At 64.2% G+C, this 21642-nt stretch carries 19 protein-coding genes and 1 pseudogene; 10 read left to right on the top strand and 10 right to left on the bottom strand.

Annotated elements, in window-relative coordinates:
• Positions 1-81: 81 nt before the first annotated feature.
• Together fadD1 and fadD2 are read right to left on the bottom strand one after the other, a co-directional pair.
• Positions 82-1788 (bottom strand): long-chain-fatty-acid--CoA ligase FadD1, encoded by a 1707-nt coding sequence (gene fadD1 / locus AAHM40_RS11935; protein WP_342244833.1) that lies wholly within the window; start codon positions 1786-1788, stop codon positions 82-84.
• A gap of 356 nt (positions 1789-2144) precedes the next feature.
• Positions 2145-3833: a long-chain-fatty-acid--CoA ligase FadD2 gene (gene fadD2, locus AAHM40_RS11930; RefSeq protein WP_342244832.1), complete on the bottom strand. Its 1689-nt coding sequence runs from the start codon at positions 3831-3833 to the stop codon at positions 2145-2147.
• 185 nt (positions 3834-4018) lie between these two features.
• On the opposite strand from fadD2, the gene AAHM40_RS11925 reads away from it, so the two are divergent.
• The 3 genes from AAHM40_RS11925 (at position 4019) to AAHM40_RS11915 (ending at position 6247) form a co-directional block, all read left to right on the top strand.
• Positions 4019-4756 carry a substrate-binding periplasmic protein gene (locus AAHM40_RS11925; RefSeq protein ID WP_342244831.1) on the top strand — a complete coding sequence of 246 codons (738 nt, stop codon included), beginning with the start codon at positions 4019-4021 and terminating at the stop codon, positions 4754-4756.
• Positions 4757-4820: 64 nt separating this feature from the next.
• A complete protein-coding gene (locus AAHM40_RS11920; protein ID WP_342244830.1) occupies positions 4821-5780 on the top strand; it encodes an alpha/beta hydrolase in 960 nt (319 codons plus the stop codon).
• A complete protein-coding gene (locus AAHM40_RS11915; RefSeq protein WP_342244829.1) occupies positions 5777-6247 on the top strand; it encodes a MaoC family dehydratase in 471 nt (156 codons plus the stop codon). The genes AAHM40_RS11920 and AAHM40_RS11915 overlap by 4 nt, the downstream gene beginning before the upstream one ends.
• Before the next feature lie 110 nt (positions 6248-6357).
• Here the strand turns inward: AAHM40_RS11915 and AAHM40_RS11910 are convergent, their stop codons facing one another.
• Genes AAHM40_RS11910 through AAHM40_RS11900 form a run of 3 tightly spaced genes read right to left on the bottom strand, consistent with a single transcriptional unit; the run spans position 6358 to position 9405 of the window.
• Positions 6358-7212, bottom strand: coding sequence for an HlyD family secretion protein (locus AAHM40_RS11910; protein ID WP_342244828.1), 855 nt, complete (start codon positions 7210-7212; stop codon positions 6358-6360).
• An 11-nt stretch (positions 7213-7223) separates the two neighbouring features.
• A complete protein-coding gene (locus AAHM40_RS11905) occupies positions 7224-7430 on the bottom strand; it encodes a DUF1656 domain-containing protein (RefSeq protein WP_028626407.1) in 207 nt (68 codons plus the stop codon).
• On the bottom strand, positions 7417-9405 hold the full coding sequence (locus tag AAHM40_RS11900) for an FUSC family protein (RefSeq protein WP_342244827.1): 1989 nt from the start codon (positions 9403-9405) through the stop codon (positions 7417-7419). Before AAHM40_RS11900 ends, AAHM40_RS11905 begins: the two co-directional genes overlap by 14 nt.
• A gap of 194 nt (positions 9406-9599) precedes the next feature.
• On the opposite strand from AAHM40_RS11900, the gene AAHM40_RS11895 reads away from it, so the two are divergent.
• The 4 genes from AAHM40_RS11895 to AAHM40_RS11880 are packed head-to-tail and all read left to right on the top strand — an operon-like array spanning position 9600 to position 13207.
• Positions 9600-10238, top strand: coding sequence for a TetR/AcrR family transcriptional regulator (locus tag AAHM40_RS11895; RefSeq protein WP_342244826.1), 639 nt, complete (start codon positions 9600-9602; stop codon positions 10236-10238).
• Positions 10235-11197: an HlyD family secretion protein gene (locus AAHM40_RS11890; protein WP_342244825.1), complete on the top strand. Its 963-nt coding sequence runs from the start codon at positions 10235-10237 to the stop codon at positions 11195-11197. Before AAHM40_RS11895 ends, AAHM40_RS11890 begins: the two co-directional genes overlap by 4 nt.
• Positions 11184-12131, top strand: coding sequence for an ABC transporter ATP-binding protein (locus AAHM40_RS11885; protein WP_342244824.1), 948 nt, complete (start codon positions 11184-11186; stop codon positions 12129-12131). Before AAHM40_RS11890 ends, AAHM40_RS11885 begins: the two co-directional genes overlap by 14 nt.
• A complete protein-coding gene (locus AAHM40_RS11880; RefSeq protein WP_342244823.1) occupies positions 12128-13207 on the top strand; it encodes an ABC transporter permease in 1080 nt (359 codons plus the stop codon). Before AAHM40_RS11885 ends, AAHM40_RS11880 begins: the two co-directional genes overlap by 4 nt.
• An 80-nt stretch (positions 13208-13287) precedes the next feature.
• Here the strand turns inward: AAHM40_RS11880 and AAHM40_RS11875 are convergent, their stop codons facing one another.
• From AAHM40_RS11875 to AAHM40_RS11860, 4 genes are all read right to left on the bottom strand, one after another.
• Complete coding sequence (locus tag AAHM40_RS11875; RefSeq protein ID WP_342244822.1) at positions 13288-14418, bottom strand: TIGR03364 family FAD-dependent oxidoreductase; 1131 nt, start codon at positions 14416-14418, stop codon at positions 13288-13290.
• A 98-nt stretch (positions 14419-14516) separates the two neighbouring features.
• Positions 14517-15536, bottom strand: a complete 1020-nt coding sequence (locus tag AAHM40_RS11870) for a putative 2-aminoethylphosphonate ABC transporter substrate-binding protein (protein WP_342244821.1) — start codon at positions 15534-15536, stop codon at positions 14517-14519.
• A 40-nt stretch (positions 15537-15576) separates the two neighbouring features.
• Entirely contained in the window at positions 15577-17298 is a 1722-nt protein-coding gene (locus AAHM40_RS11865; protein ID WP_342244820.1) for a putative 2-aminoethylphosphonate ABC transporter permease subunit, read from the bottom strand.
• 1 nt (position 17299) lies between these two features.
• Positions 17300-18361, bottom strand: a complete 1062-nt coding sequence (locus AAHM40_RS11860) for a putative 2-aminoethylphosphonate ABC transporter ATP-binding protein (protein WP_342244819.1) — start codon at positions 18359-18361, stop codon at positions 17300-17302.
• A 231-nt stretch (positions 18362-18592) separates the two neighbouring features.
• Here AAHM40_RS11860 and AAHM40_RS11855 point away from each other — a divergent pair, with 231 nt between their 5' ends.
• The 3 genes and pseudogenes from AAHM40_RS11855 to AAHM40_RS11845 all read left to right on the top strand — a co-directional run bounded on the left by AAHM40_RS11855 (position 18593) and on the right by AAHM40_RS11845 (position 20237).
• Positions 18593-18832 carry a CopG family ribbon-helix-helix protein gene (locus AAHM40_RS11855; RefSeq protein ID WP_342244818.1) on the top strand — a complete coding sequence of 80 codons (240 nt, stop codon included), beginning with the start codon at positions 18593-18595 and terminating at the stop codon, positions 18830-18832.
• Positions 18833-18878: 46 nt separating this feature from the next.
• A pseudogene (locus tag AAHM40_RS11850) lies at positions 18879-19047 on the top strand (type II toxin-antitoxin system RelE/ParE family toxin).
• A gap of 65 nt (positions 19048-19112) precedes the next feature.
• Complete coding sequence (locus tag AAHM40_RS11845; protein WP_342244817.1) at positions 19113-20237, top strand: Fic family protein; 1125 nt, start codon at positions 19113-19115, stop codon at positions 20235-20237.
• 342 nt (positions 20238-20579) lie between these two features.
• Here the strand turns inward: AAHM40_RS11845 and AAHM40_RS11840 are convergent, their stop codons facing one another.
• Positions 20580-21620, bottom strand: coding sequence for a fimbrial protein (locus AAHM40_RS11840; RefSeq protein WP_342244816.1), 1041 nt, complete (start codon positions 21618-21620; stop codon positions 20580-20582).
• Positions 21621-21642 lie beyond the last annotated feature (22 nt).

Here is a 21642-nt window from a genome sequence, read left to right as displayed (position 1 = left end):
CCCCCAAAAACCCCGGTTGCCGCACCCTGCCAGAAACGACAAGGCCCCGCATACGCGAGGCCTTGTCGAGAGCGATGGGAATCAGGCCTGAGCCTTCTCCTGCTTCGCCTTGAGCTTCTTCAGCTCTTCGTCGCGCAGCTCGCGGCGCAGGATCTTGCCGACGTTGGTGGTCGGCAGCGCGTCGCGGAACTCGATGGCGCGCGGCACCTTGTAGCCGGTGAGGTTGCTGCGCATGTGCTCCATCACCTGCTCCTTGGTGAGGCTGACGCCGGGCTTGGCGACCACGAACATCTTGATCGCCTCGCCGGATTTCTCGTCCGGCACGCCGATGGCAGCGCACTGCAGCACGCCCGACAGGGTCGCCAGCACGTCTTCCAGTTCGTTCGGATACACGTTGAAGCCGGAGACCAGGATCATATCTTTCTTGCGGTCGACGATGCGCATGAAGCCATCGTCCTGGATCACCGCAACGTCGCCGGTCTTCAGCCAGCCGTCGGCGTCGAGCATTTCATCAGTGGCTTCCTGGCGCTGCCAGTAGCCCTTCATGACCTGCGGCCCCTTCACGCACAGCTCGCCGGGCGCGCCCAGGCCAACGTCGTTGCCTTCGTCGTCCACCACCTTGCACTGGGTGGAGGGCACCGGAATGCCGATGGTGCCGATCTGGATGTTCTGGAACGGGTTCACCGACACCACCGGACTGGTCTCGGTCATGCCGTAGCCTTCGCAGATGGCGCAGCCGGTGACCTGCTTCCAGCGCTCGGCAGCGGCCAGTTGCAGGGCCATGCCGCCGGACAGGGTCAGCTTCAGCGCGGAGAAGTCCAGCTTGCGGAAGTCCTCGTTGTTGCACAGGGCCACGAACAGCGTGTTCAGCCCCACGAAACCGGTGAACTTGTACTTCGCCAGCTCCTTGGTCATGGCCGGCAGGTCGCGCGGGTTGGAGATGAGGATATTGTGGTTGCCGGTCAGCATCATCGCCATGCAATGGAAGGTGAAGGCGTAGATGTGATAGAGCGGCAGGGGGGTGATGAGAATCTCGCAACCTTCGTTCAGGTTGGCGCCCATCAATGCCTTGCACTGCAGCATGTTGGCGATCAGGTTGCGATGGGTCAGCATCGCCCCCTTGGCCACGCCAGTGGTGCCGCCGGTGTACTGCAGCACGGCAATGTCGCCACTCTGCGGGCTGGCCTCTTTGACGGCACGGCCACGGCCCTTGGCCAGGGCATCGTTGAGCTTGACTGCCTGGGGCAGACTGAACGGCGGCACCATCTTCTTCACATGCTTGATCACGGCATTGACCAGCAAGCGCTTGAAGGTCGGCAGCAAGTCGCCCACTTCGGTAACGATCACGTGCTTCACGCCGGTCTTGGGCAGCACGTCTTCGGCCAGGTGAGCCATGTTGGCCAGGCAGACCAAGGCCTTGGCGCCGGAATCGTTGAACTGGTGCTCCATTTCCCGCGCGGTGTAGAGCGGGTTGGTGTTGACGACGATCAGGCCGGCACGCATGGCGCCGAACACCACCACCGGGTACTGCAGGATATTCGGCAGCTGCACGGCGATGCGGTCGCCGGGCTTGAGGTCGGTGTGATTCTGCAGGTAGGCGGCGAAGGCGCCGGAGAGTTCGTAGAGCTCACCGTAGGTGAGGGTCTTGCCCAGGTTGCTGAATGCGGGCTTGTCGGCAAAGCGTTGGCAGGACTCCCTCAATACCGCCTGGACGTTGGGGTATTGGTCGGCGTTGATCTCGGCAGGAACGCCCGCTGGGTACTTGTCCTTCCAGAAGTTATCGGTCATGGAGGCCCACTCCTAAGCAACAGCTGATTTCACTACCCTCCAAGGGGCAGTTGTTTGTTGTGTTCTGTGCAATTGTGCGCCCGTGCGGGCAAAAAAACGCGCCGAGATTAACAGCTTTACCAAGGGCCCACCAGCACCAAACCAGCCCCACACAGTCACGAAAGTGACCAAAATGGTGCGAAGCAGTCACCTTTGGAGTCCAAACTCTAATTCGCCGACAAACGGCGTATTTCGGGGCTTTCACGGGTTCTGGGGAGCGAGATGAGCGAATCGGACAGGGCGGCCGGGGCGGAAAGTGGGTCACACGCGGAGGGAAGAACGAGGGCAGGACGGAGGACCCGTCCTGCCCTTTTCGGTCAAGCGATGTCGCGAAGCTCGCGACGCAGGATCTTGCCCACCGGGGTCATCGGCAGGGCGTCCTTCAGTACGATGTGCTTGGGCACTTTGTAGCCGGTGAAGTTCTCCTTGCAGTACGCCTTCAGCTCCTCGACGCTGACGCCGCCCTCGCGGGCCACCACGAAGAGTTTCACCGCCTCGCCGGACTTGTCGTCAGGCACGCCGATGGCCGCGCAGCTGGCCACCTTCGGGTGGGCCATGACCACATCCTCGATTTCGTTCGGATAGACGTTGAAGCCGGAAACGATGATCAGGTCCTTCTTGCGGTCGACGATGCGCACATAGCCATCCGGGTCGATCACGGCGATGTCGCCGGTCTTCAGCCAACCCTCGGCGTCCAGCACTTCGGCCGTCGCCTCGGGGCGCTGCCAGTAGCCCTTCATCACCTGCGGCCCCTTGATGCACAGCTCGCCGCGCTCACCGAGGGGCAGTTCGTTGCCCGCATCGTCGACGGTCTTGAACGCGGTGCCCGGCACCGGGATGCCCACGGTTCCCAGGCGTGCCTGGCTGCCATAGGGGTTGGTGCTGGCCACGGGGGAGGTTTCGGTCAGGCCGTAGCCTTCCACCACCGAGCAGCCGGTCATCGCCTGCCAGCGTTCGGCAGTGGCCTTGACCAGCGCGGTGCCGCCGGAGTTGGTGACCTTGAGGTTGGAGAAGTCGAGGTTCTTGAACTCGGGGTGGTCCATCAGCGCCACGAACAGGGTGTTCAGGCCCAGCAGCGCGGAGAAGCGCCACTTCTTCAGCTCCTTGATGAAGCCGCCGATGTCGCGCGGGTTGGTGATGAGGATGTTGTGGTTGCCATTGACCATCATGCACATGCAGTTCGCGGTGAAGGCATAGATGTGATACAGCGGCAGCGGCGCAATCATGATCTCCTGGCCCTGCTTCATCAGCGGCGCACCGTCCGGGCCCAGCTGCGACAGGCAGGCGTCCACTTGCTGCATGTTGGCCACCAGGTTGCCGTGGGTCAGCATGGCGCCCTTGGCCACCCCGGTGGTGCCGCCCGTGTACTGCAGCACGGCGATGTCGTCCAGGCCCACCCGGACCGGCTTCAGCGCATGGCCCTGGCCCTGCTTCAGTGCCTCCTTGAAGGGCACCGCCTGGGGCAGGTGGAAGTCGGGGACCATCTTCTTCACCTTCTTCACCAGGGTGTTCACCAGCCAGCCCTTGAGGCTCGGCAGCATGTCCCCCATGCGCGCCTCGATCAGGTATTCGATACCGGTGTCGGGCAGCACCTCTTCGACCAGCTTGCCGAACAGGTTGATGTAGACCAGCGCGCGCACCCCGGCGTCCTTGAACTGATGACGCATCTCGCGGGCGGTGTAGAGCGGGTTGGTGTTGACCACAATGAGCCCGGCGCGCAGGGCACCGAACACGGCAATGGGGTACTGCAGGACGTTGGGCATCTGCACGGCGATACGGTCGCCGGGCGCAAGGTCGGTGTTTTTCTGGAGGTAGGCGGCGAAGGCGGCGGACAGGCGATCCAGCTCCGCATAGGTCAGGGTCACGCCCAGGTTGCTGAAGGCCGGACGGTCGGCGAATTTCTTGCAGGACCGCTCGAACACCTCGATCACCGACTTGTAGGCGGCCAGATCGATTTGATTAGGCACACCGGCCGGGCGTTTGTCGCTCCAGAAATCAGGTTGCATTGTTCTTATCCTCGAATCCCTGAAATAGTCTGGCCCGCACTGCGGGGCTGCCCGGAACTTAGCAGTTCCGACGCAGCGCGCAAATACACGACCGAGTGTCATTGACCACGTGAATCTTGCCGATAGTCCAGTTAGATTCGCCTAGCATCAGAACAAGAACATGACATTCGGATTACCTATCACCCATGCGTTTGCCCCTGGCCCTGTGTGCGCTGCTGTCCTGCCTGTTCCTCAGCTGCGGCGTACGGGCCGACCTGCGTCTGGCCACTCTGGAATACCCTCCCTACTGCTCGCAGTACCTGCCGCAAGGCGGCAGCATCGTCGAGCTCACCACCCGTGCCTTCGCATCCCAGGGCTACAAGGTCCAGGTGGACTTTCTGCCCTGGGCCCGTGTTCGCGCCGCCCTGCACAGCGGCCACTACCAGGGCGCTCTGGCCCTCTGGCCACGGGAAGTGGTCGAGGAAAACCTGCGTGCCTCGCGGCCGCTGTTCTATAGCGAGCTGGGATTCTTCGTGCGCACCGACTCGCCGGTCCGGTTCAAGAACCTCACCGAACTCAAGGGACGCAAGGTGGGCGTAGTTCGGGGCTACGGCTACCCGGCCAGCGTGCTGCATTCGGGTTTCCGCGCCGAGGAAGCGGTGGACGATATCTCCAACCTGCGCAAGCTGGAGGCACGGCGTTTTGACCTGGTGCTGCTGGAGCGTGTGGTGGGCCAGTATCTGATCGCCACGGACGCGCACCTGCGCGGCAAGCTCCAATGGCAGTCCCCCGCCCTGGAACGCATCCCCCTGTTGGCGGGATTCACCGCACCGCAGCCCGGGCAGCCGGACTGGGCGCATGTGTACGAGCGCGGGCTCAAGACCCTGCTGGCCAGCGGCGAATACATGCGCATACTCGAGCGCCAGAACATCCCTCCCCGCTGAGCAGGCTTTGCGCCACTAGCGCACCCGTGCACAATGCGTCGATTCCCCGGCAAAAGGATCGGCCATGCGCCACGATGCCTTCTGGCTCGACGCCAGCGATGCAGTGCCCTTGTACGTCAATCACTGGTCCGGCGAGGCACCACCCCGGGCGGTGGTCATGCTGTCCCACGGCATGGCCGAGCACAGCGGCCGCTATGCCCGCCTGGGTGAGGCCCTGGTGGCCGCCGGGTTCGAACTCTATGCCCTCGACCAGCGCGGACACGGCCGCACCGCCGAGCATGGCGTCCTCGGTCAGTACGCCGCAGATGACGGCTGGAGCAAGGTCATCAACGACCTCGCCAGCCTCAACCACCATATCCGCCAACAACATCCGCAAGCGCCCATCCTCCTGCTGGGCCACAGCATGGGCAGCTACATCGGCCAGGCCTACCTTATGCAGCACAGCTGCAGCCTGCAGGGCGCCATCCTCTCCGGCTCCAACTACCAGCCGGTGGCGCTGTACAAGGTGGCCAGCCTGGTAGCGCGGTTCGAGCGCTGGCGCCAGGGCAAGGAAGGCCGTAGCCCGCTGATGGAGTTACTCTCCTTCGGCTCCTTCAACAAGGCCTTCAAGCCCAACCGTACGGCCTTCGACTGGCTCAGCCGCGACCCGCAGGAAGTGGACAAATACGTCAACGATCCGCTCTGCGGCTTCCGCTGCACCAACCAGTTGTGGCTCGACCTGCTCGGCGGGCTTCAGAACATCACCCCGCCGAAGCACCTGGCGCAGATCGACCCCGACCTGCCGATGCTGGTGATAGGCGGTGAACGCGACCCGGTCAGCGAAGGCCGGCGCCTGCAGGATCTGGCCGCGGCCTTGCGCCGGGCCGGCCTCAGGAACGTGCAGTTGAACATTTACCCCGGCGCCCGCCACGAGTTGCTCAACGAGAGCAACCGCGACGAGGTGACCAGCGACTTGATCGACTGGCTGGAGCAGACCCTTGCCCACAGTCGGCCCAACCAAACGCAAGCCAAGGAGACCGCATGAGCCAGGTAACCAACTTCACCTACGATGCCCTGGAGGTCGGCCAGAAAGCCACCTTCTCCACCACCGTCGAAGAGCGTCACATCCAGCTGTTCGCCGCCGTTTCCGGCGACCGCAATCCGGTGCACCTGGACGCGGCCTATGCAGCGACCACGATGTTCAAGGAGCGCATCGCCCACGGCATGTTCACCGGCGCCCTGATCAGCGCCGCCATCGCCTGCGAAATGCCTGGCCCGGGCAGCATCTACCTTGGCCAGCAGCTCAAGTTCACCCGCCCGGTGAAGCTGGGCGACAGCCTGACCGTGGAGCTGGAGATCCTCGAGAAACTGCCGAAGAACCGCGTGCGCATCGCCACCCGCGTGTTCAACCAGAACGCTGAACAGGTGGTCGATGGCGAAGCCGAAGTGCTGGCGCCCAAACAGCAGCTGTCGGTGGAGCTACCAGAGCTGCCGCCGATCACCATCGGTTGAGGTTGCGCTGGATATGGAAAAGCCCGGACTCGATCCGGGCTTTTTTTTTGGCGCTGAGTTACCGCACCTGTGGGGGCGAATTCATTCGCCAAGCAGGCCGAAGGCCTGCCCTACTCCTCCACCGTCACACTGGCCGTCATCCCGGCGCTCAGGATCACGTCCTCCGGCACCTTGTCCAGTTTGATCCGCACTGGAATCCGCTGGGCCAGGCGCACCCAGTTGAAGGTCGGTTCGACATTGGCCAGCAGCTGGGTATCCGGAATCGCATTGCGGTCGGTGATCCCACGGCTGATGCTTTCCACCTTGCCGGCGAGCGGTTCGCCGGCACTCATCAGCCAGACCTTCACTGGTGCGCCGACCTTGATGCGCGGCAGCTTGGTTTCCTCGAAGTAGGCCTGGACATAGAACGAGCCGTCGTCCACCAGCGCCATGACCGGCTGACCGGCACTCACGTAGTTGCCCTGGGCGAGGCGCAAGTTGGTCACCTGCCCGTTGCGCGGCGCGCGCAGTTCGCTGCGGGCGAGGTTCAGTTCGGCCACCTTGAGTTCAGCCTGGGCCTCGCGGAATTCGGCACGGGCGACCTCAGCCGTGATCAGGGCGTTCTCACGCAGCTCCGCGCTGATGGCCTGGGGGCCGAGGTGCTGGCGGCGGGAGGCCTCGTGCTCGCGAAGGCGCAACTGGTGTTGACGCGTATCGGCCACGGCGCGGGCCTTTTCCATCGCCGCCACATAGCGCTCGCGGTCAACGGTAAGCAGCAAGTCACCCGCCTTCACCTGCTGGTTGTCCTGAACCTTGAGGTCCATCACCCAGCCGGACACATCCGGCGATATCACCACCACGTCGGCGCGGACCCGCGCGTCCCGGGTCCAGGGTGCAAGCATGTAGTGCTGCCAGAGGCCATAGCCGGCCACCAGGGCCACCACGACCAGGGAAAGAGTTATCAGCACACGCAGCATGGAACGCATCTTTTTCTCCTCTACCAGTGCCCGGTCAGCGCAACCAGCGCGGCCAGCACACAGACATACAGGGCACAATCGAACAGCGCTTCGTGCCAGATCCAGCGCGCCAACCCGACTCGCGCCAGGCCGATGCGCAGCACGCCGGTCACCAGCAGCGCCAGCAACGCATAAAGCAGAAAGGGACTGAGCAGCACGCCGCCCAGGGACCATTCACGCAAGCCCATGGCTCGCCTCCTGTTGTTCACACCATTGCCGCCAGCTCTGCTGCAACTGCAGCAATGCTGCCTGGGCCAGACGACGGTCGATGCTCCGCCCCGCGCCGCGTAAAGCCTCCAACAACTCCCTTGCGGGCTCATCGAGGAGCTGGGCGCGACCGGGTGCCGGACCTTGCAGCAGGATGCGCTCTAGCTTGCGCAGGAAGCGGTCCTCCGACTCCCCGAGCGGCCTGTCGGCAGCTGCCAGGCAACGCCGCAGATGCAGCAATTCGTCGCCCAGGTCCAGGCTGGCAATGCCGTCGTCCCAGCGACTACGGCTCTGCTCCGGCAGCACCGGGTAGAGTCGCGCCAGTTGCAGCAGGCGGTCGGCCATGCGCCCACCGAACCAGTTCTCCGCACCGGCCAGCCGCACGCCGGTCAGGCGCGCCAGATCGGCGAGCGACGCCTTGAGCAGGCGCCGGCCATGCCACATGGGATTGCGCAGCGGAATCAGGCGGAACGCGACCACCGCGAAGCCCACCCCCAGCAACATGGAAACCGCCTCGTTGAAGAACAGCCCGACGTCGAAGCGCATGAGGTTCTGTGGCGCGCAGAGCACAATGAAATGCAGGCAGAAGGACGTAGCCGTAGCGCCCAGAGCCGGCTTGGCCATACCCAGCGCGCCGAAGAACAGCGGCACGCCCAGCGCCATGCAGAGCATCGGGAAACCACTGAGCTGGGGCAGGAGTACCTGGCCAACGACAAAGGCCACCGGCAGTGCGTAAACGATCCCGCGCAAAAAAAGCATACCTATCTGCTCGGCGTTCTCGCGGCTGGCGAACAAGCCGCAGATCACGCAGGTCAGGGTCAACGCCCCGACCGCCGAGGTCCAGGCAGTGGCCAGCCAGAATGCCGACAGACCGAGGAAAGCCAGGGCACTGCGCAGTCCGTAGATGGTGGCGGTCTGGATATCACGATGGGTCGACAATGGCGGCGGAGCGTCCGCCGGTGCGTCGCCCCGCTCCACCGCGTACATGGCAGCCACCGCCTCGGCGGCCTGGCGCATCACCACCGCCATGCGCCCCAGGCAGTATTGCTGGACAGTGGAATATGACTCGTCCTCCGACAGGTGCAGCAGGCGTTGGCGAACATCATCCAGCCAGGCCACATCCGGCTCGGCCAGGGCCATCTCCACTTCTTCCAGCCAAGGCCGCAAGCTTTCCGCTTCGCCTTCACTCAGTTGCCGCCACTGACGGGCGACACCACGGGCCAAGCGCAACAGGCTGAGCAGGTCGCGGCTGAGCACCTGCAGGGCCGCCGCGCGCTGGCGGCCGCGGTGGCCCTCGAACCAGGCGTGCTCGCGTTGGGCGTCGACAGCCACGATGCGTCCCAGCACACCGAGCAGGCCCTGGCGCTCCTGACGCTCGCCCTTCAGGGCAGAAATCGCCGCCTGGATGCCGCACTGCCAGGCATCCCGCGCCTGGCGGGCCAACTGGCGCTCGACCCGCTGCGGCCATAGCAACGCACTGGTGGCCGTGGCGCAGATGATCCCAAGGCAGATCTCCGTCGAGCGCGCCACCGCCTGGTCGAACACCGTCAGCGGATGAGCGATGGCGGGCAGGCCGATGATGGCGACCGTGTAGCCGGCCAGCACGAAAGAATAAGACCAGGCGCTGCGCATCATGGTCGAGGCGGCAGTACAGATGCCCAGCCAGGTCGCCAGTGCCAGCAGGAACAACCAGGGCGTCTGGGCGAACAGACCGACAATCGTTACCGACATCACGGTGCCCACCAGGGTGCCGAGCAATCGCGCCAGGCCCTTCTGCACCACCATGCCCGACAGCGGCTGGGCGACGATGAAGGCGGTCATCAACGCCCACTGCGGCTGCTGCAGGTCGAAGCGGAATGCGCACCAGAGCGCTATGGCGCCGCCCAGCAGGGTCTTGATCGCGAATTGCAGCGCCGGGATATCAGGCGCCAGGAACGCACGCAGGGTATCGCGCACAGGCAAGGTCCAAAGGTGGTTCAAATAGGTAATGAAGATAGCCCGTCGGAACCGACGGGCTATATACAAAACTTATTATTAGCTTGCTATCTGTATGTCGTCCAGATCCGCCTGTGCATTCGTCGGCTTCTCGTTGTTAATTAATTAAATGCATATTTAAATAAAACATCTTCACTTGTCCGGAGAAAGTTACCGTGACCCGCCCCCGCTCCCCCGGTCGCCCCACAGGCGATTCCCAGTTCCAGCGCGAACGCCTGCTGAACGCTGCCACCGACGCCTTCGCCCATATCGGCATCCACGCGGCCAGCCTGCGTGGCATCGCCCAGCAGGCTGGGGTGACGCCTGCCCTGGTCAACTACTACTTCGGCAACAAGGAACGCCTGGTGGATGCCGTGGTGGAAGAACGCCTGTTGCCCCTGTTCCAGGGCATGGCCGAACGCCTGCAGCAGGTTGGCGATGATCCACTGGAACTGGTCGGTGCCTTCGTTCGCGGCATGAGCGCCAACCTCCGCAGGAACCCCTGGCTGCCGCCGCTCTGGGTACGCGAAATACTCTGCGAAGGCGGCGCTCTGCGCGAAATGCTCACGTCCCGTTTCGCCCCCATGGTGCCCATGCTGCTGGCCGAACGCTTTGCCAAGGCCCAGGCGGGCGGCCACCTCAACCCCGATATCGACCCCCGCCTGCTGGTGGTCTCGCTGGTCGGCCTGGTGATGCTGCCCTACGCCGCCGGACAGATCTGGCGCGGCATTTTCGCCAGCCCGGAGCTGGGCGACGAAGCCATGGTGAAGCACATCCTTGCCCTGCTCGAACGTGGCCTGGAGGTGAAGCCATGAAATGCTTGCTTCCTTGCCTGATGGCCTTCGTGTTGCTCAGCGGCTGTGAAGACCCCGCCCGAGAACCCTTGCTCGGCACCCTGGAATGGGACCGCATCGGCCTGCCCGCCGAAGCCTCGGAAACCATCCTTGCCTGGCGCGTAGTCGAAGGTGACCGGGTGCAGGAAGGCCAACTGCTGCTGGAACTCGACCCCCGCCGCCTCGACGCTCGGCTCAAGGAAGCCGAGGGCGATGTCGGCCAGGCAAAGGCGCGACTGGACGAACTCACCAACGGTGCGCGCAGCGAAACCATGGACGCCGCCCGCGCCACCCTCACCCGCAGCCGCGCGGAGCTGACCGATACCGAGCGCAACTTTCAACGCATCTCGACCCTTTACCAACGCCGCCAGGTGGCCATCGCCGAACTGGACCGCGCCCGCGCCGCACGCGACCAGGCCCTCGCCGCGGTGAACAACGCCGACGCCCAACTGCGCGAGCTCACCAACGGCACCCGCCCGGAACAGATCGAGCAGGCCACCGCCCTGCTCCAGGCCGCCCAGGGCCGCCTGGCGCAACTGCAGGTCACCCGCGAGCACCTCAGCCTGCGTGCACCCCGTGCTGGCCGGGTGGACGCCCTGCCCTTCAAGCCCGGTGACCAGCCCCCCGTGAACGCCGAACTGGTCAGCCTGCTGGTGGGCGACTCGCCCTATGCCCGGGTCTATGTGCCGGCCTCCGTGCGCCCGCAGATCGCCATCGGCGATGCGCTCAAGGTGAAGGTGGAAGGCGTGGCCGAACCCTTCGACGCCACCGTGCGCAGTATCGCCAGCGAATCGAGTTTCACCCCTTACTTCGCGCTGACCGGCGAGGATGCCAGCCGCCTGGTCTATCGCGCTGAACTGGTATTGCAGGGGGACGCGGCACGCAAGCTGCCCGCGGGCCTGCCGGTGCAGGCAGAGCGAGTCAGCCATGAACAACCATGAAGCAGTGATCCGCGCCAGAGGCCTGACCAAGCGCTTCGGTCAGCTCACGGCCGTCGACGGACTGAACCTGCACGTCAACCGCGCCGAAGTGTTCGGCTTTCTCGGCCCCAATGGCTGCGGCAAGTCCACCACCATCCGCATGCTCTGCGGCCTGCTGCTGCCCAGCGCCGGCGAGATTGAAGTGCTCGGCTGCCGCATCCCCCAGGACGCCGAAGAACTGAAGCGGCGCATCGGCTACATGACCCAGAAATTCTCCCTCTACGAAGACCTGACGGTGGGCGAGAACCTGGAGTTCCTCGCCACCGTCCAGGGATTGGACCGCCGCGAAGCGCGCCAGCGCATCGACGAACTGCTGGAACGCTATTGGCTGGCGGACCGCCGCAAGCAACTCGCCGGAACCATGAGCGGCGGCCAGAAGCAACGCCTGGCCCTGGCCGGCGCCGTATTGCACAAGCCCGACCTGCTGCTGCTCGACGAACCCACCAGCGCGGTGGACCCACAGTCGCGCCGGGAATTCTGGGATTCGCTGTTCGAGCTGGCCGAAGCCGGCACCACCCTGTTGGTCTCCACCCATTACATGGACGAAGCCGAGCGCTGCACCCGCCTGGGCATTCTCGACGCCGGCCGCCTGGTGGCCGACGGCAGCCCGGCGGAACTGATGGCCTCCCTGCCCGGCCGGCCGATGCTGGTGGAATGCGCCCAGCCACGCCGGGCCCAGCGTTGCCTGCAAGGTGCCGAAGAGGTCATCGCCATGGCCCAGATCGGCGCCTCGCTGCGGGTGCTCAGTGCCGTGGAAGATGCCCAGGAGCGCATCGCCCAGCGCCTCGCTGCCGCAGGCATCGAAGCCGAGGTGACCCCCACCGAAGCCAACCTCGAAGACGTCTTCGTCGCTGTCACCCACCGCCCGCTGGAACGAGCCGGAGCGCCGTCATGAACCTGCGCCGCCTGGGAGCCATCGTCCTCAAGGAACTGCGCCAGCTGCGCCGCGACCGGCTCACCTTCGCCATGATCGTCGGCATTCCCATCATGCAACTGGTGCTCTTCGGCTACGCCATCAACATGGACGTGCGCGGCCTGCACGCGGCCGTGCTGGACCAGGCCGACACTGCCCGCTCCCGCGAAGTGGTGGCCGAACTCGGCGCCAGCCAGGTGCTGGACTTCCGCTACAAGCTCAGCAGCCCGCAACAGCTGGACGCGCTGCTGCGCGATGGCAGCATCAGCGCCGCCCTGGTGGTCCCGCCCGATTTTGAGGCCCGCCTGCAACGCAAGGACCGCCCGCCACTGCAACTGGTGGTGGATGGCTCCGACCAGGTGGTGCAGGCCTCCGCGCGACAACTCGCCGCCTACCCGCTGCCCGGCTGGCCCAGCCTCACGGGCGTGCAAGTGGTGAATTTCTACAACCCCGAACGCCTGGCGCCGCTGAACACCGTGCCTGGGTTGATCGGCGTGATCCTCACCATGACCATGGTGCTGTTCACCGCCATCGCCCTGGTGCGCGAACGGGAACGCGGCAACATGGAACTGCTGATCACCACGCCGCTGTCACCCTGGGAACTGACCCTGGGCAAGGTGCTGCCCTTCGTCGGCATCGGCGTGGTGCAAGTGACGGTGATCCTGCTGGTGGGGCTGTGGCTGTTCGACGTGCCGGTACGCGGTTCGCTGCTGGAGCTTTACGGCGCGTCGCTGGTGTTCATCTTCGCCAGCCTGACCCTGGGGGTGTTCATTTCCACCCTGGCGCAGAGCCAGTTCCAGGCTATGCAAATGGCCTTCTTCACCTTCCTGCCGCAGATCCTGCTGTCCGGCTTCATGTTTCCCTTCGCCGGCATGCCGAAGGCGGCGCAGTGGATCGCCGAAATCCTGCCGCTCACCCACTTCCTGCGCCTGACCCGCGGCATCATGCTGCGCGGTGCCGGCCTGGCCGACCTCTGGCTGGAGCTGGTGGTGCTGCTGGTGTTCACCCTGGTGATGCTCACCGTTGCGGTGATGCGGGTGCACAAGCGGCTGGATTGAGAAGCGCCCACGTGGGGCACGCTTCTCTGTGGGGGCGAATTCATTCGCCCCCACAGAGACATGGCCATTCGCTACCCGAATCAGCCCAGCAACCCCGCCATGGTCCGCTCGCCCAGCGCCGGTCCGACGCTCATGCCCACGCCGCTGTGCATCAGCACGGCGGTCACCCCGGGCGCTGCCTTGAGCACCGAGAAGGGCCCCGGTCCACGCGCGCCGTATACGCCCTGCCAGCGCTCCACTACCTGCAGACGGGTGCCCAGGGTGTGCTCGGCCAGTTCCAGCATGATGTCGTCCACGGCTTCGGCGTTGAAGGGCGAGGCGTCGCTGCCGTAGTGGTGGGAGTCACCGACGATCAGCTCACCGTAGGGCGTCGGGCTCACCAGCAGGTGAATGCCGTGCTCTTCCAGTTCCGGCTGTTCGTTCTGGATCTGCTCGCGAATGGCCTCGGCTTCCGGCAGGTCGGCGAAGGCGCCGTAGTGCACGCAGCTGAGGCCGGTGAGCACCGCCTGGTTCAGGCCGAAGTCGTGCTCCGGGCGCACCCGCAGCATCTGCAGGCGGCACACCTGGGGTTGCAGCGGCGCGATCTGTTCAGCCAGCAGCGTCTGGTAGTCGTGCCCCGAGCAGATGACGATCTGCTCCGCGCGGCAACTGCCCTGGGTGCTGTGGATAACCCCCGGTTCGACCTCGCGCACCAGGGTGGAGAAATGGAATTCGACGCCATGCTCGCGGCGCAAGTAGTCCACCAGCGCGGGAATGGCCTCGCGGGAATAGATCTGCTGGTCGTCCAGGCCGAGCAATGCCGCGCGGTGGTGGCTGAACTGCCCCTGGTAGAGGTCGTGCAGGCGCTCGCCATGCAGCAATTCGACGCGGTAGCCGTGTTCCGGCGCGCGCACTTCGCAGAAGGCTTCCAGCAGCTCTTCCTCGGCGCGGGTGCGGGCGAACAACAGGGAGCCGTTGCGGCGTATCTGGAAGCCGGCGCCTTCGGCCCAGCCGGCCCAGATTTCACGGCTGTCACGGGCCAAGGCATGCATGGGGCCAGGCGGCTGGCCAGTGACCAGGGCCTGACCGAAGTTGCGCACCGAGGCGCCCAGCGGTGTGGCGCTGCGTTCGAAGACGCTGACGCGCAGACCGCGCCGGGCGGCGGCGTAGGCGTGGGAAAGGCCGAGGATGCCGGCGCCGACGATGGCGATATCGGTGTCTTGCAAGGGCATGGGTGACTCCTTGAAATCGAGCGGGGCCTGGCATCCCTCACCCCAACCCCTCTCCCAGAGGGAGAGGGGCTAACCGTGCATGAGGCCAGGCTTGTGTATTACTGCGGCAACTTCTCGGACTTGCCGTCGTAACGTTTGCGCCATTCGGCCAGGATCTGGTCGCGGTTCTGCGAGGCCCAGGCGAAGTCGTTCTTGATCAGGCGCTGCTCGTAGTCGGCCGGCAGTTCGGTCTGCGGCTTGGCGATGCCGGGGGCGGCGAGCACGGCGAAGTTCTCCTTGTACAGCTCCATGGCCGCCGGGCTGGCGGAGAAGTCGGCGAGTTTCTTCGCTGCTTCCAGTTGGTCAGTGCCTTTGACGATGCCAGTGGCTTCGATTTCCCAACCCAGGCCTTCCTTCGGCAGGACGATGTCCAGCGGCGCGCCCTGGCGCTTCAGCTGCACGGCGGGGTATTCGAAGGAAATGCCGATGGGGAACTCGCCGGCGGCGGCCAGCTTGCACGGTTTGGAGCCGGAGTGGACGTACTGACCGATGTTCTGGTGCAGGCGATCCATGTAGGCCCAGCCCTGCTTCTCACCGAAGGTTTGCAGCCAGGCGCTGACATCGAGGAAGCCAGTGCCGGAGGACGCCGGGTTGGGCATCACGATCTTGCCCTTGTACTCGGGCTTGGTCAGGTCTTCCCAGCTCACCGGCTTGGTCAGACCCTGCTTCTCGGCTTCCACGGTGTTGAAGCAGATCGTGGCGGCCCAGACATCCATGCCCACCCAGGCCGGCGGGTTGGCGGCGTCGCGGTAGTTGGCGCCGATGGTTTCCAGGTGCTTGGGCGCGTACGTCTCCAGCATGCCCTGCGCATCGAGGATGGCCAGGCTGGAGGCGGCCAGGCCCCAGACGGCGTCGGCTTGCGGGCGATCCTTCTCGGCCAGCAGCTTGGCGGTGATGATGCCGGTGGAGTCGCGCACCCACTTGATCTCGATATCCGGGTTCTGCGCTTCGAAGGCCTTCTTGTAGGCGGACAGCTGTTCGGCTTCCAGGGCGGTGTAGACGGTAAGCGTGGTAGCGGCCTGGGCCTGGAGGCTGAAGCCGGCCATCACGGCGGCGGCGAGAGCGAGGCGTTTGAACATGGAAAGCTCCTTGTCGGGATTGGCTTGCGGTTGTGGTTGTTCAGGCGGTGGCCGGCGCGCCCTGGCGCCAGGCCTGGGACCGGCGTAGCAAGCCGCGCGAGGTCCAGGCCAGCAGCAGGGATACGGCAGCCGAGGTGAGCAGGATCAGGGTGGACATGGCGGCCGCGCCGCCGACGTTGCCGGCGTCGTCCATGTTCAGCACCGCCACGGCGGCGAGGATGCTGTCCGGGCTGTAGAGGAAGATCGCGGCGGACACCGTGGTCATGGCCGAAACGAACAGGTAGCGGATGATGTCCAGCAGCGCCGGCAGGCAGATCGGCACCGACACCCGCAGGTAGTGGCGCCAGAGCGGGGCCTTGAGCGACAGCGCGGCGGCTTCGAACTCGCCATCCAGCTGACGCAACGCGGTGGTGGCGGTCATCTGCGCTGTGGTGAGGAAGTGCGCGATGGAGCAGATCACCAACAAGGCCATGCTGCCGTAGAGGGCATGCAGCGGGTTGCCCGGCAGGTTGAAAAAGAACACGTAACCGAGGCCGAGCACCAGGCCGGGGACGGCCATTGGCACGAAGCTCAGGAAGCGCAGCGACTGGTTCAGCCACTGCTGGCCACGGGTTTTCTCCATCAGGTAGGCGCCGGTGAAGATCAGCGCGCTGCCGAAAATTGCCGTGCAGGTGGCCAGGGTAAGGCTGTTGCGGTAGGCCAGCCATCCGCCGCCTGCGGTTTCCTCGAAGGCGTAATGACGCAGGGACAGCGACAGGTTGTAGGGCCAGAACTTCACCAGGGACGAATACACCGCCATGCCCAGCACCAGCAGGAGGATGGCGCAAACCACCAGCACCAAGGCCAGGAAGCAGGCATCACGCCCCCGCGACGGCGCCGGGTGAAAGACCTGGGCACGACCGCTCATGGCCTCGCCCTGACGACGACGCAGCCAGGCATCGACGCCGAAACTGAGCAGTGCCGGCAGCAACAGCACCATGCCGATCAGCGCTCCACGGCCGAACTGCTGCTGACCGACGACGGCCTTGTAGGCCTCCAGCGCCAACACCTGATAGTCGCCACCGACGACCACGGGCACACCGAAGTCAGTAATGGTCAGGGTGAACACCAGGCAGAAGGCGGCAAACACGGCTTGGCGAGTGGCAGGCCAAGTGATGCTGCGGAAGGCCTTCCAGGGACCGGCACCCATGCTGGCGGCGGCGTCGAACAAGCGCGCATCCGCCATGCCCAGGGCCGAGAGCAGCACCATCAACGCATGGGGGAAGGTGTAGATGGCTTCACCAAGAACGATGCCCCAGAAGCCGTAGATGTTGTCCGGCAGCCAGTCGCGCAACAGGCCCTGGTTGCCGAACAGGTAGATCAACGCGATGCCCGGCAGCATCGACGGCGCCAGCAACGGCAGCAGGGAGATGCCACGCCACAGGCCCTTGGCCGGAATCAGCGTGCGTTGCAGGGCGTAGGCGAACAGGTAGGCGGTGGGCACCACGATGGCGGCCACACTGAGGGACACCTTCAGGCTGTTGCCCAGCAACCAGTGGAAGTTGGCGCTGGCGAACAGCTCACGGGCTGCCGCGAAGCCGCCGCCCTGCCCCGCTTCGCCGCTGAAGCCACGCCAGAAAATGGCCAGCAGCGGCAGCAGCACGGCGAGGGTCAAAAAGCCCAGCAGTAGGTACTTGCCACCCGCCACGAAGAGTCGGTCGCCCAGCTCGGCGCGAAGGGAGCCCTTGGCACGACATTTTTCCAGCTTGATCACGGCGTCCATCTCAGGCGAACACCTGCAGGCTGCGGGCGGGCAAGGCCACCCAGATATCCGACGTGCCCAGGCGCGGCAGGCTTTCAGGGGCCAGCTCGGCCAGCAGGGGATGGCCCGGCAGTTGCTCCAGCTCGAAGCTCATGCGGCAGCGGTTGCCGAGGAAAGTGATCTCCCGAACCTGGGCGCGGAAACGGTTGTCCTGCTGCTCGGAGGGGTTGATGGCGATGGCTTCCGGCCGGCAGAACAGGCGCCCGCTGGCGGCACCGTTGGTCGACTCGGGCAGGCGCAGATCGAGGCTGCCGACACGCGCATGACCGTTCTGGCGGGACTCGAAAGGCAGCCAGTTGCCCTGGCCGACGAACTCGGCGACGAAGGGCGTGGCCGGCTGGCGGTAGATGTCCTGGGGCGTGGCGTACTGCTCGACGCGACCCTGGTTCATCACCGCGATACGGTCGGCCATCAGCATGGCCTCGTCCTGATTGTGGGTGACCATCAGGGTGGTGATGCCGAGGCGCTTCTGCAGCTGGCGCAGCTCGGTGCAAAGGTGTTCGCGGACACGGGCGTCCAGCGCCGACATGGGTTCGTCCAGCAGCAACAGGGACGGCGCCGGCGCCAGGGCACGGGCCAAGGCCACGCGCTGCTGCTGGCCACCGGAAAGCTGGCCGGGGAACTTCTTCTCGCTGCCGGCCAGCCCTACCAACTCCAGCATCTCGACGACACGGGCGCGGACCTGCTCGCGGCGGCTGCCGGACAGACCATAGGCGATGTTCTGCTCCACCGTCAGGTTCGGGAACAGCGCATAGGACTGAAACAGGATGCCGTAGTCACGGGCCTGGGGCGGCAGGCGCGAGATATCCCGCGAGCCCATGTGCAGCGTGCCGCTGTCCTGCTGTTCCAGGCCGGCAATGCAGCGCAGCAGCGTGGTCTTGCCGCAGCCGGACGGCCCCAGCAGGCAGACCAGTTCGCCTTCGGCGATATCCAGCGAAACCCCGCCAAGTGCGGTGAAATGGCCGAAGCGCTTGTGGATATCACGCACCTTCATATGGGTGGCGTGCTGATTGGCTGGGGTCATGGCGGTACCTCGTTAAGCGGTTGGCATGCACAGGTGCATGGCTCGACGAGGTGGATGCTAGGGAGGGATTGCGAAGGCTAGATGGCGGTTGGCGAAAAGATGCCGATAGTGGCATTGGTGGATTTGGGATGCCTGCAGAAGCGGAGCACTCACACACCGGGACGAGGAACTCCACGGGTTGCGCCAGGGTGTGCACTCAAGCGCATTGCCAATCCACCGATCGAGACCGCCATGTCAGTTGCCCCCCTCAACCTGCCCGACGACATCGCCGCCCGCCTGGCGAAACTGGCAAAAGCGACCGGCCGCAGCACCGACACGCTCGCCCAGGAGGCTCTGAGCGAATACATCCGCCGAGAAAGCTGGCAGATCGACGAAGTCCAACAGGCAGTGAAAGAGGCCGATGAAGGCGACTTCGCCACTCCCGAAGAAGTACGAGCCATCCTGGAGAAATGGAACGGCAATGCGTATTGAATGGCTGCGCAAGGCGCTGCGGAACCTGGACGAAGAAGCCACCTAAATCGCTCGGGACAATCCGCAGGCAGCAGGTAGTCCAGGCCATCCTGGCCGACATACAGCAGTTGGCGCGCTTCCCTGCCATGGGACGCGAAGGACGTATTGCCGGCACTCGCGAATGGACCATGCCCAACCACCCGTACCTCATCCCCTATCGCGTGCGTGGCGATTGACTGCAGGTCCTGCGCATCTTCCATACCCGACGCTTACCACCCGAGCATTGGTGATCAGTCCGTAATTGGATGGACTCGCCCTCGCCAAGCTGCTGCTGACCCCGACCATCCAGAAGGCCATATCCGAGTGCGACAGGAACACGACGGACGCCGCACTTGAATGGATGCGCAACAACATCGGCGAGCAGAAGCATGTCGAATACCTGCTCAACGACCTGATCGAAGATGAAGCGATCAGCAGCAGCCAGTTGGAAGGCGCCGCCACCACCACGCAAATCGCCAAGGACATGCTCAAGCGCAAGAGGCAGCCAAGGACCCCCGATGAGAAAATGATCCTGGGCAATTTCAAGATGATGCAGTTTGCCTGGCGGAACAGGAGCGAAGCGCTTTCCCTGGACCTGATCGCCGAGCTTCATCAAACCGGCGTGGAGGGGATCGATGACGATAAATATCGCCCCGGAGCCTTCAGGGCTAACGACACGGTCGTTGTGGAAGATGGCGAGGGGAACACGATATACACCCCACCGCCCGCACATGGCCTGGAGAAGAGGCTGAAAAGGTTCGTCGACTGGGTCAACACCGACCACTGCCAGACCCTCAGCGACAAGTACATTCATCCCTTGGTCAAAGCCATCATCATTCACTTCACGATCAGCTTCGAGCATCCATTCCATGATGGAAACGGGCGAGTGGCGAGGTCGCTCTTCTACTGGTTCATGTTCAAGCATGGTTTCGGCGCGTTCAGGTACATCGCCATCAGCACCCTGCTCAAGACCGCCCCGGTCAAATACGGAAAGAGCTATCTCTATACCGAAAGCGACTATCTCGACCTGACCTACTTCGTCGACTATCAAGGCGAAGTGGTGATAAGAGCGGTTCGCGCCTACATGGACGAGTACAGGAAAGCCGTCCTGGATATCGAGAAGTTCAATGTATTCCTCTATGAGTCCGGGCTGTTCGGAAAGCTTTCAGACAAGCAGAAAACCATTCTCCAGGTGGCAAAGAATGGCAAGGCGCTGCACTTTTCAGCGCAAAGCGTGCGGGAGAACCTGGGCTGCTCCTACAACACTGCCTCCGCGGCACTGAATGGGCTTGTCGAGAAAAAGCTGTTCATCAAGCAGAAGGAAGGCAGGGAGTGGGTATTCAGAATGCTCCCTCCCGGACAGATCATGGAGAACTGGAGAAGCTAGCTTCACGACAATGGATCGGACGTGATGCCCAGCGCCGCGGCAACCCGCTCTCGCGTGACCGTGCGTGGCCTGGACGGTGGGCTGGAGCGGAACGCCGCCCGACCACCCTGCCCTTGGACGGGCCTTTCTGTGGGCGAATTCATCTGCGATTGGCCTCGCAGCGGACACAAGACGCCTCGTGGCAGGCCTGCTTCGCGATTGAAATCGCCCCTACAAGGCTACGATTCTTTCGCAAGCCCGCCCAAGGCTCCGAACAAGCCCGAATGCAATCCGGTGACAGTGGCGGGACTTTCCCGGATTTCATTGGGCCATTCACGTCATAGTCGCGGTCCGAGAGAAGACTCACTCATACCGGATCATAAGCACCAGACTGGCGTTCTTCGGCCCAGGCTCTATCTCGAACACATTCTGCCGGAGGTACCGCGCAGACATGCGCAAGCTAAACGCCGATGGACCTGCATCTATCCAGTTATCCATTCCGCGGAAGTTGATCGCGAGGGTTTGATACTCCGGATATCTGCTATCACCCTCCACGCCAAGCACATACCCGTAATACCAGCGATTAACGAAATTGCCCTGCGGCTCCACACGCGGGCGGTAGGGGTCCGAGTAGCTACTTACTAGCTTACCGGCGGAATCCCAATTCTGCTGCAACGAGCCAGCGATGCCTGAGCAGCCGGAAAAACTCACGTCGAATGAGACCCAAGGTGTAGCGCTACCTTCGTGTTTCAGGGCGCTTTCCGGATGCTCGCCCAAATCCACCACCTGCTCCTCCGTAACCACCTTGCACGTGGGACGCTCAACCGTCAGGAGGCCGCGGGGACGCAAGACCAGCGCAGGCTCCCCACCGCCCAATGCGCACTCAAACTTAATGCCGGGCGTCATGCCGATATCCAGAATGCCCTCGGCAAGGGCGCCGTCACTGGACGCCTCATAGAAAAAATCAACCCACGCCGACGAATAACTGCCCGCATCAGCCAACGACTGCCCTGGCTGCAATGTGAAGAGCACCGGTTCGTCAATAAAGTCAGTATTGAACCGAGCTCCCATGGCGAGACCGGGAATGTCCGTCTTGAACAAGTAGCCATCGCGCGGCAAATCGCGCTCCAGTCTGGCAACCAGAGCAACCGGCCCCGGCGCATCCGCAGGCAGCCTCATCAGATCCCCTACCTCATACCCCTGAGACATCAGCGTCTTCATATCGCCCGCGCCCGATGCCGATACCGAGGAGGAAGGAAACGGGAACTCGACCACACGCCCTCGCGGGTACTCCGCCCTGGCGAGAACGCTGGCGCAACTTTCCTCGGCCCGGGCATCGGGCAGGAGGGCCAATGTGCTCAGCAGTCCGGCGCAGAGGGCGGTAAGCAGGCGATGGGGTTTCATGGAAGGCTCCTTGCTTGTCGAG

It is taken from the genome of Pseudomonas sp. OTU5201 (genome assembly GCF_038440135.1).
In the GTDB taxonomy this organism is placed as follows: Bacteria; Pseudomonadota; Gammaproteobacteria; order Pseudomonadales; family Pseudomonadaceae; genus Metapseudomonas; species Metapseudomonas resinovorans.
Note: the sequence above shows the minus strand (reverse complement) of the source record. Positions and strands in the feature narration are given on the sequence as shown.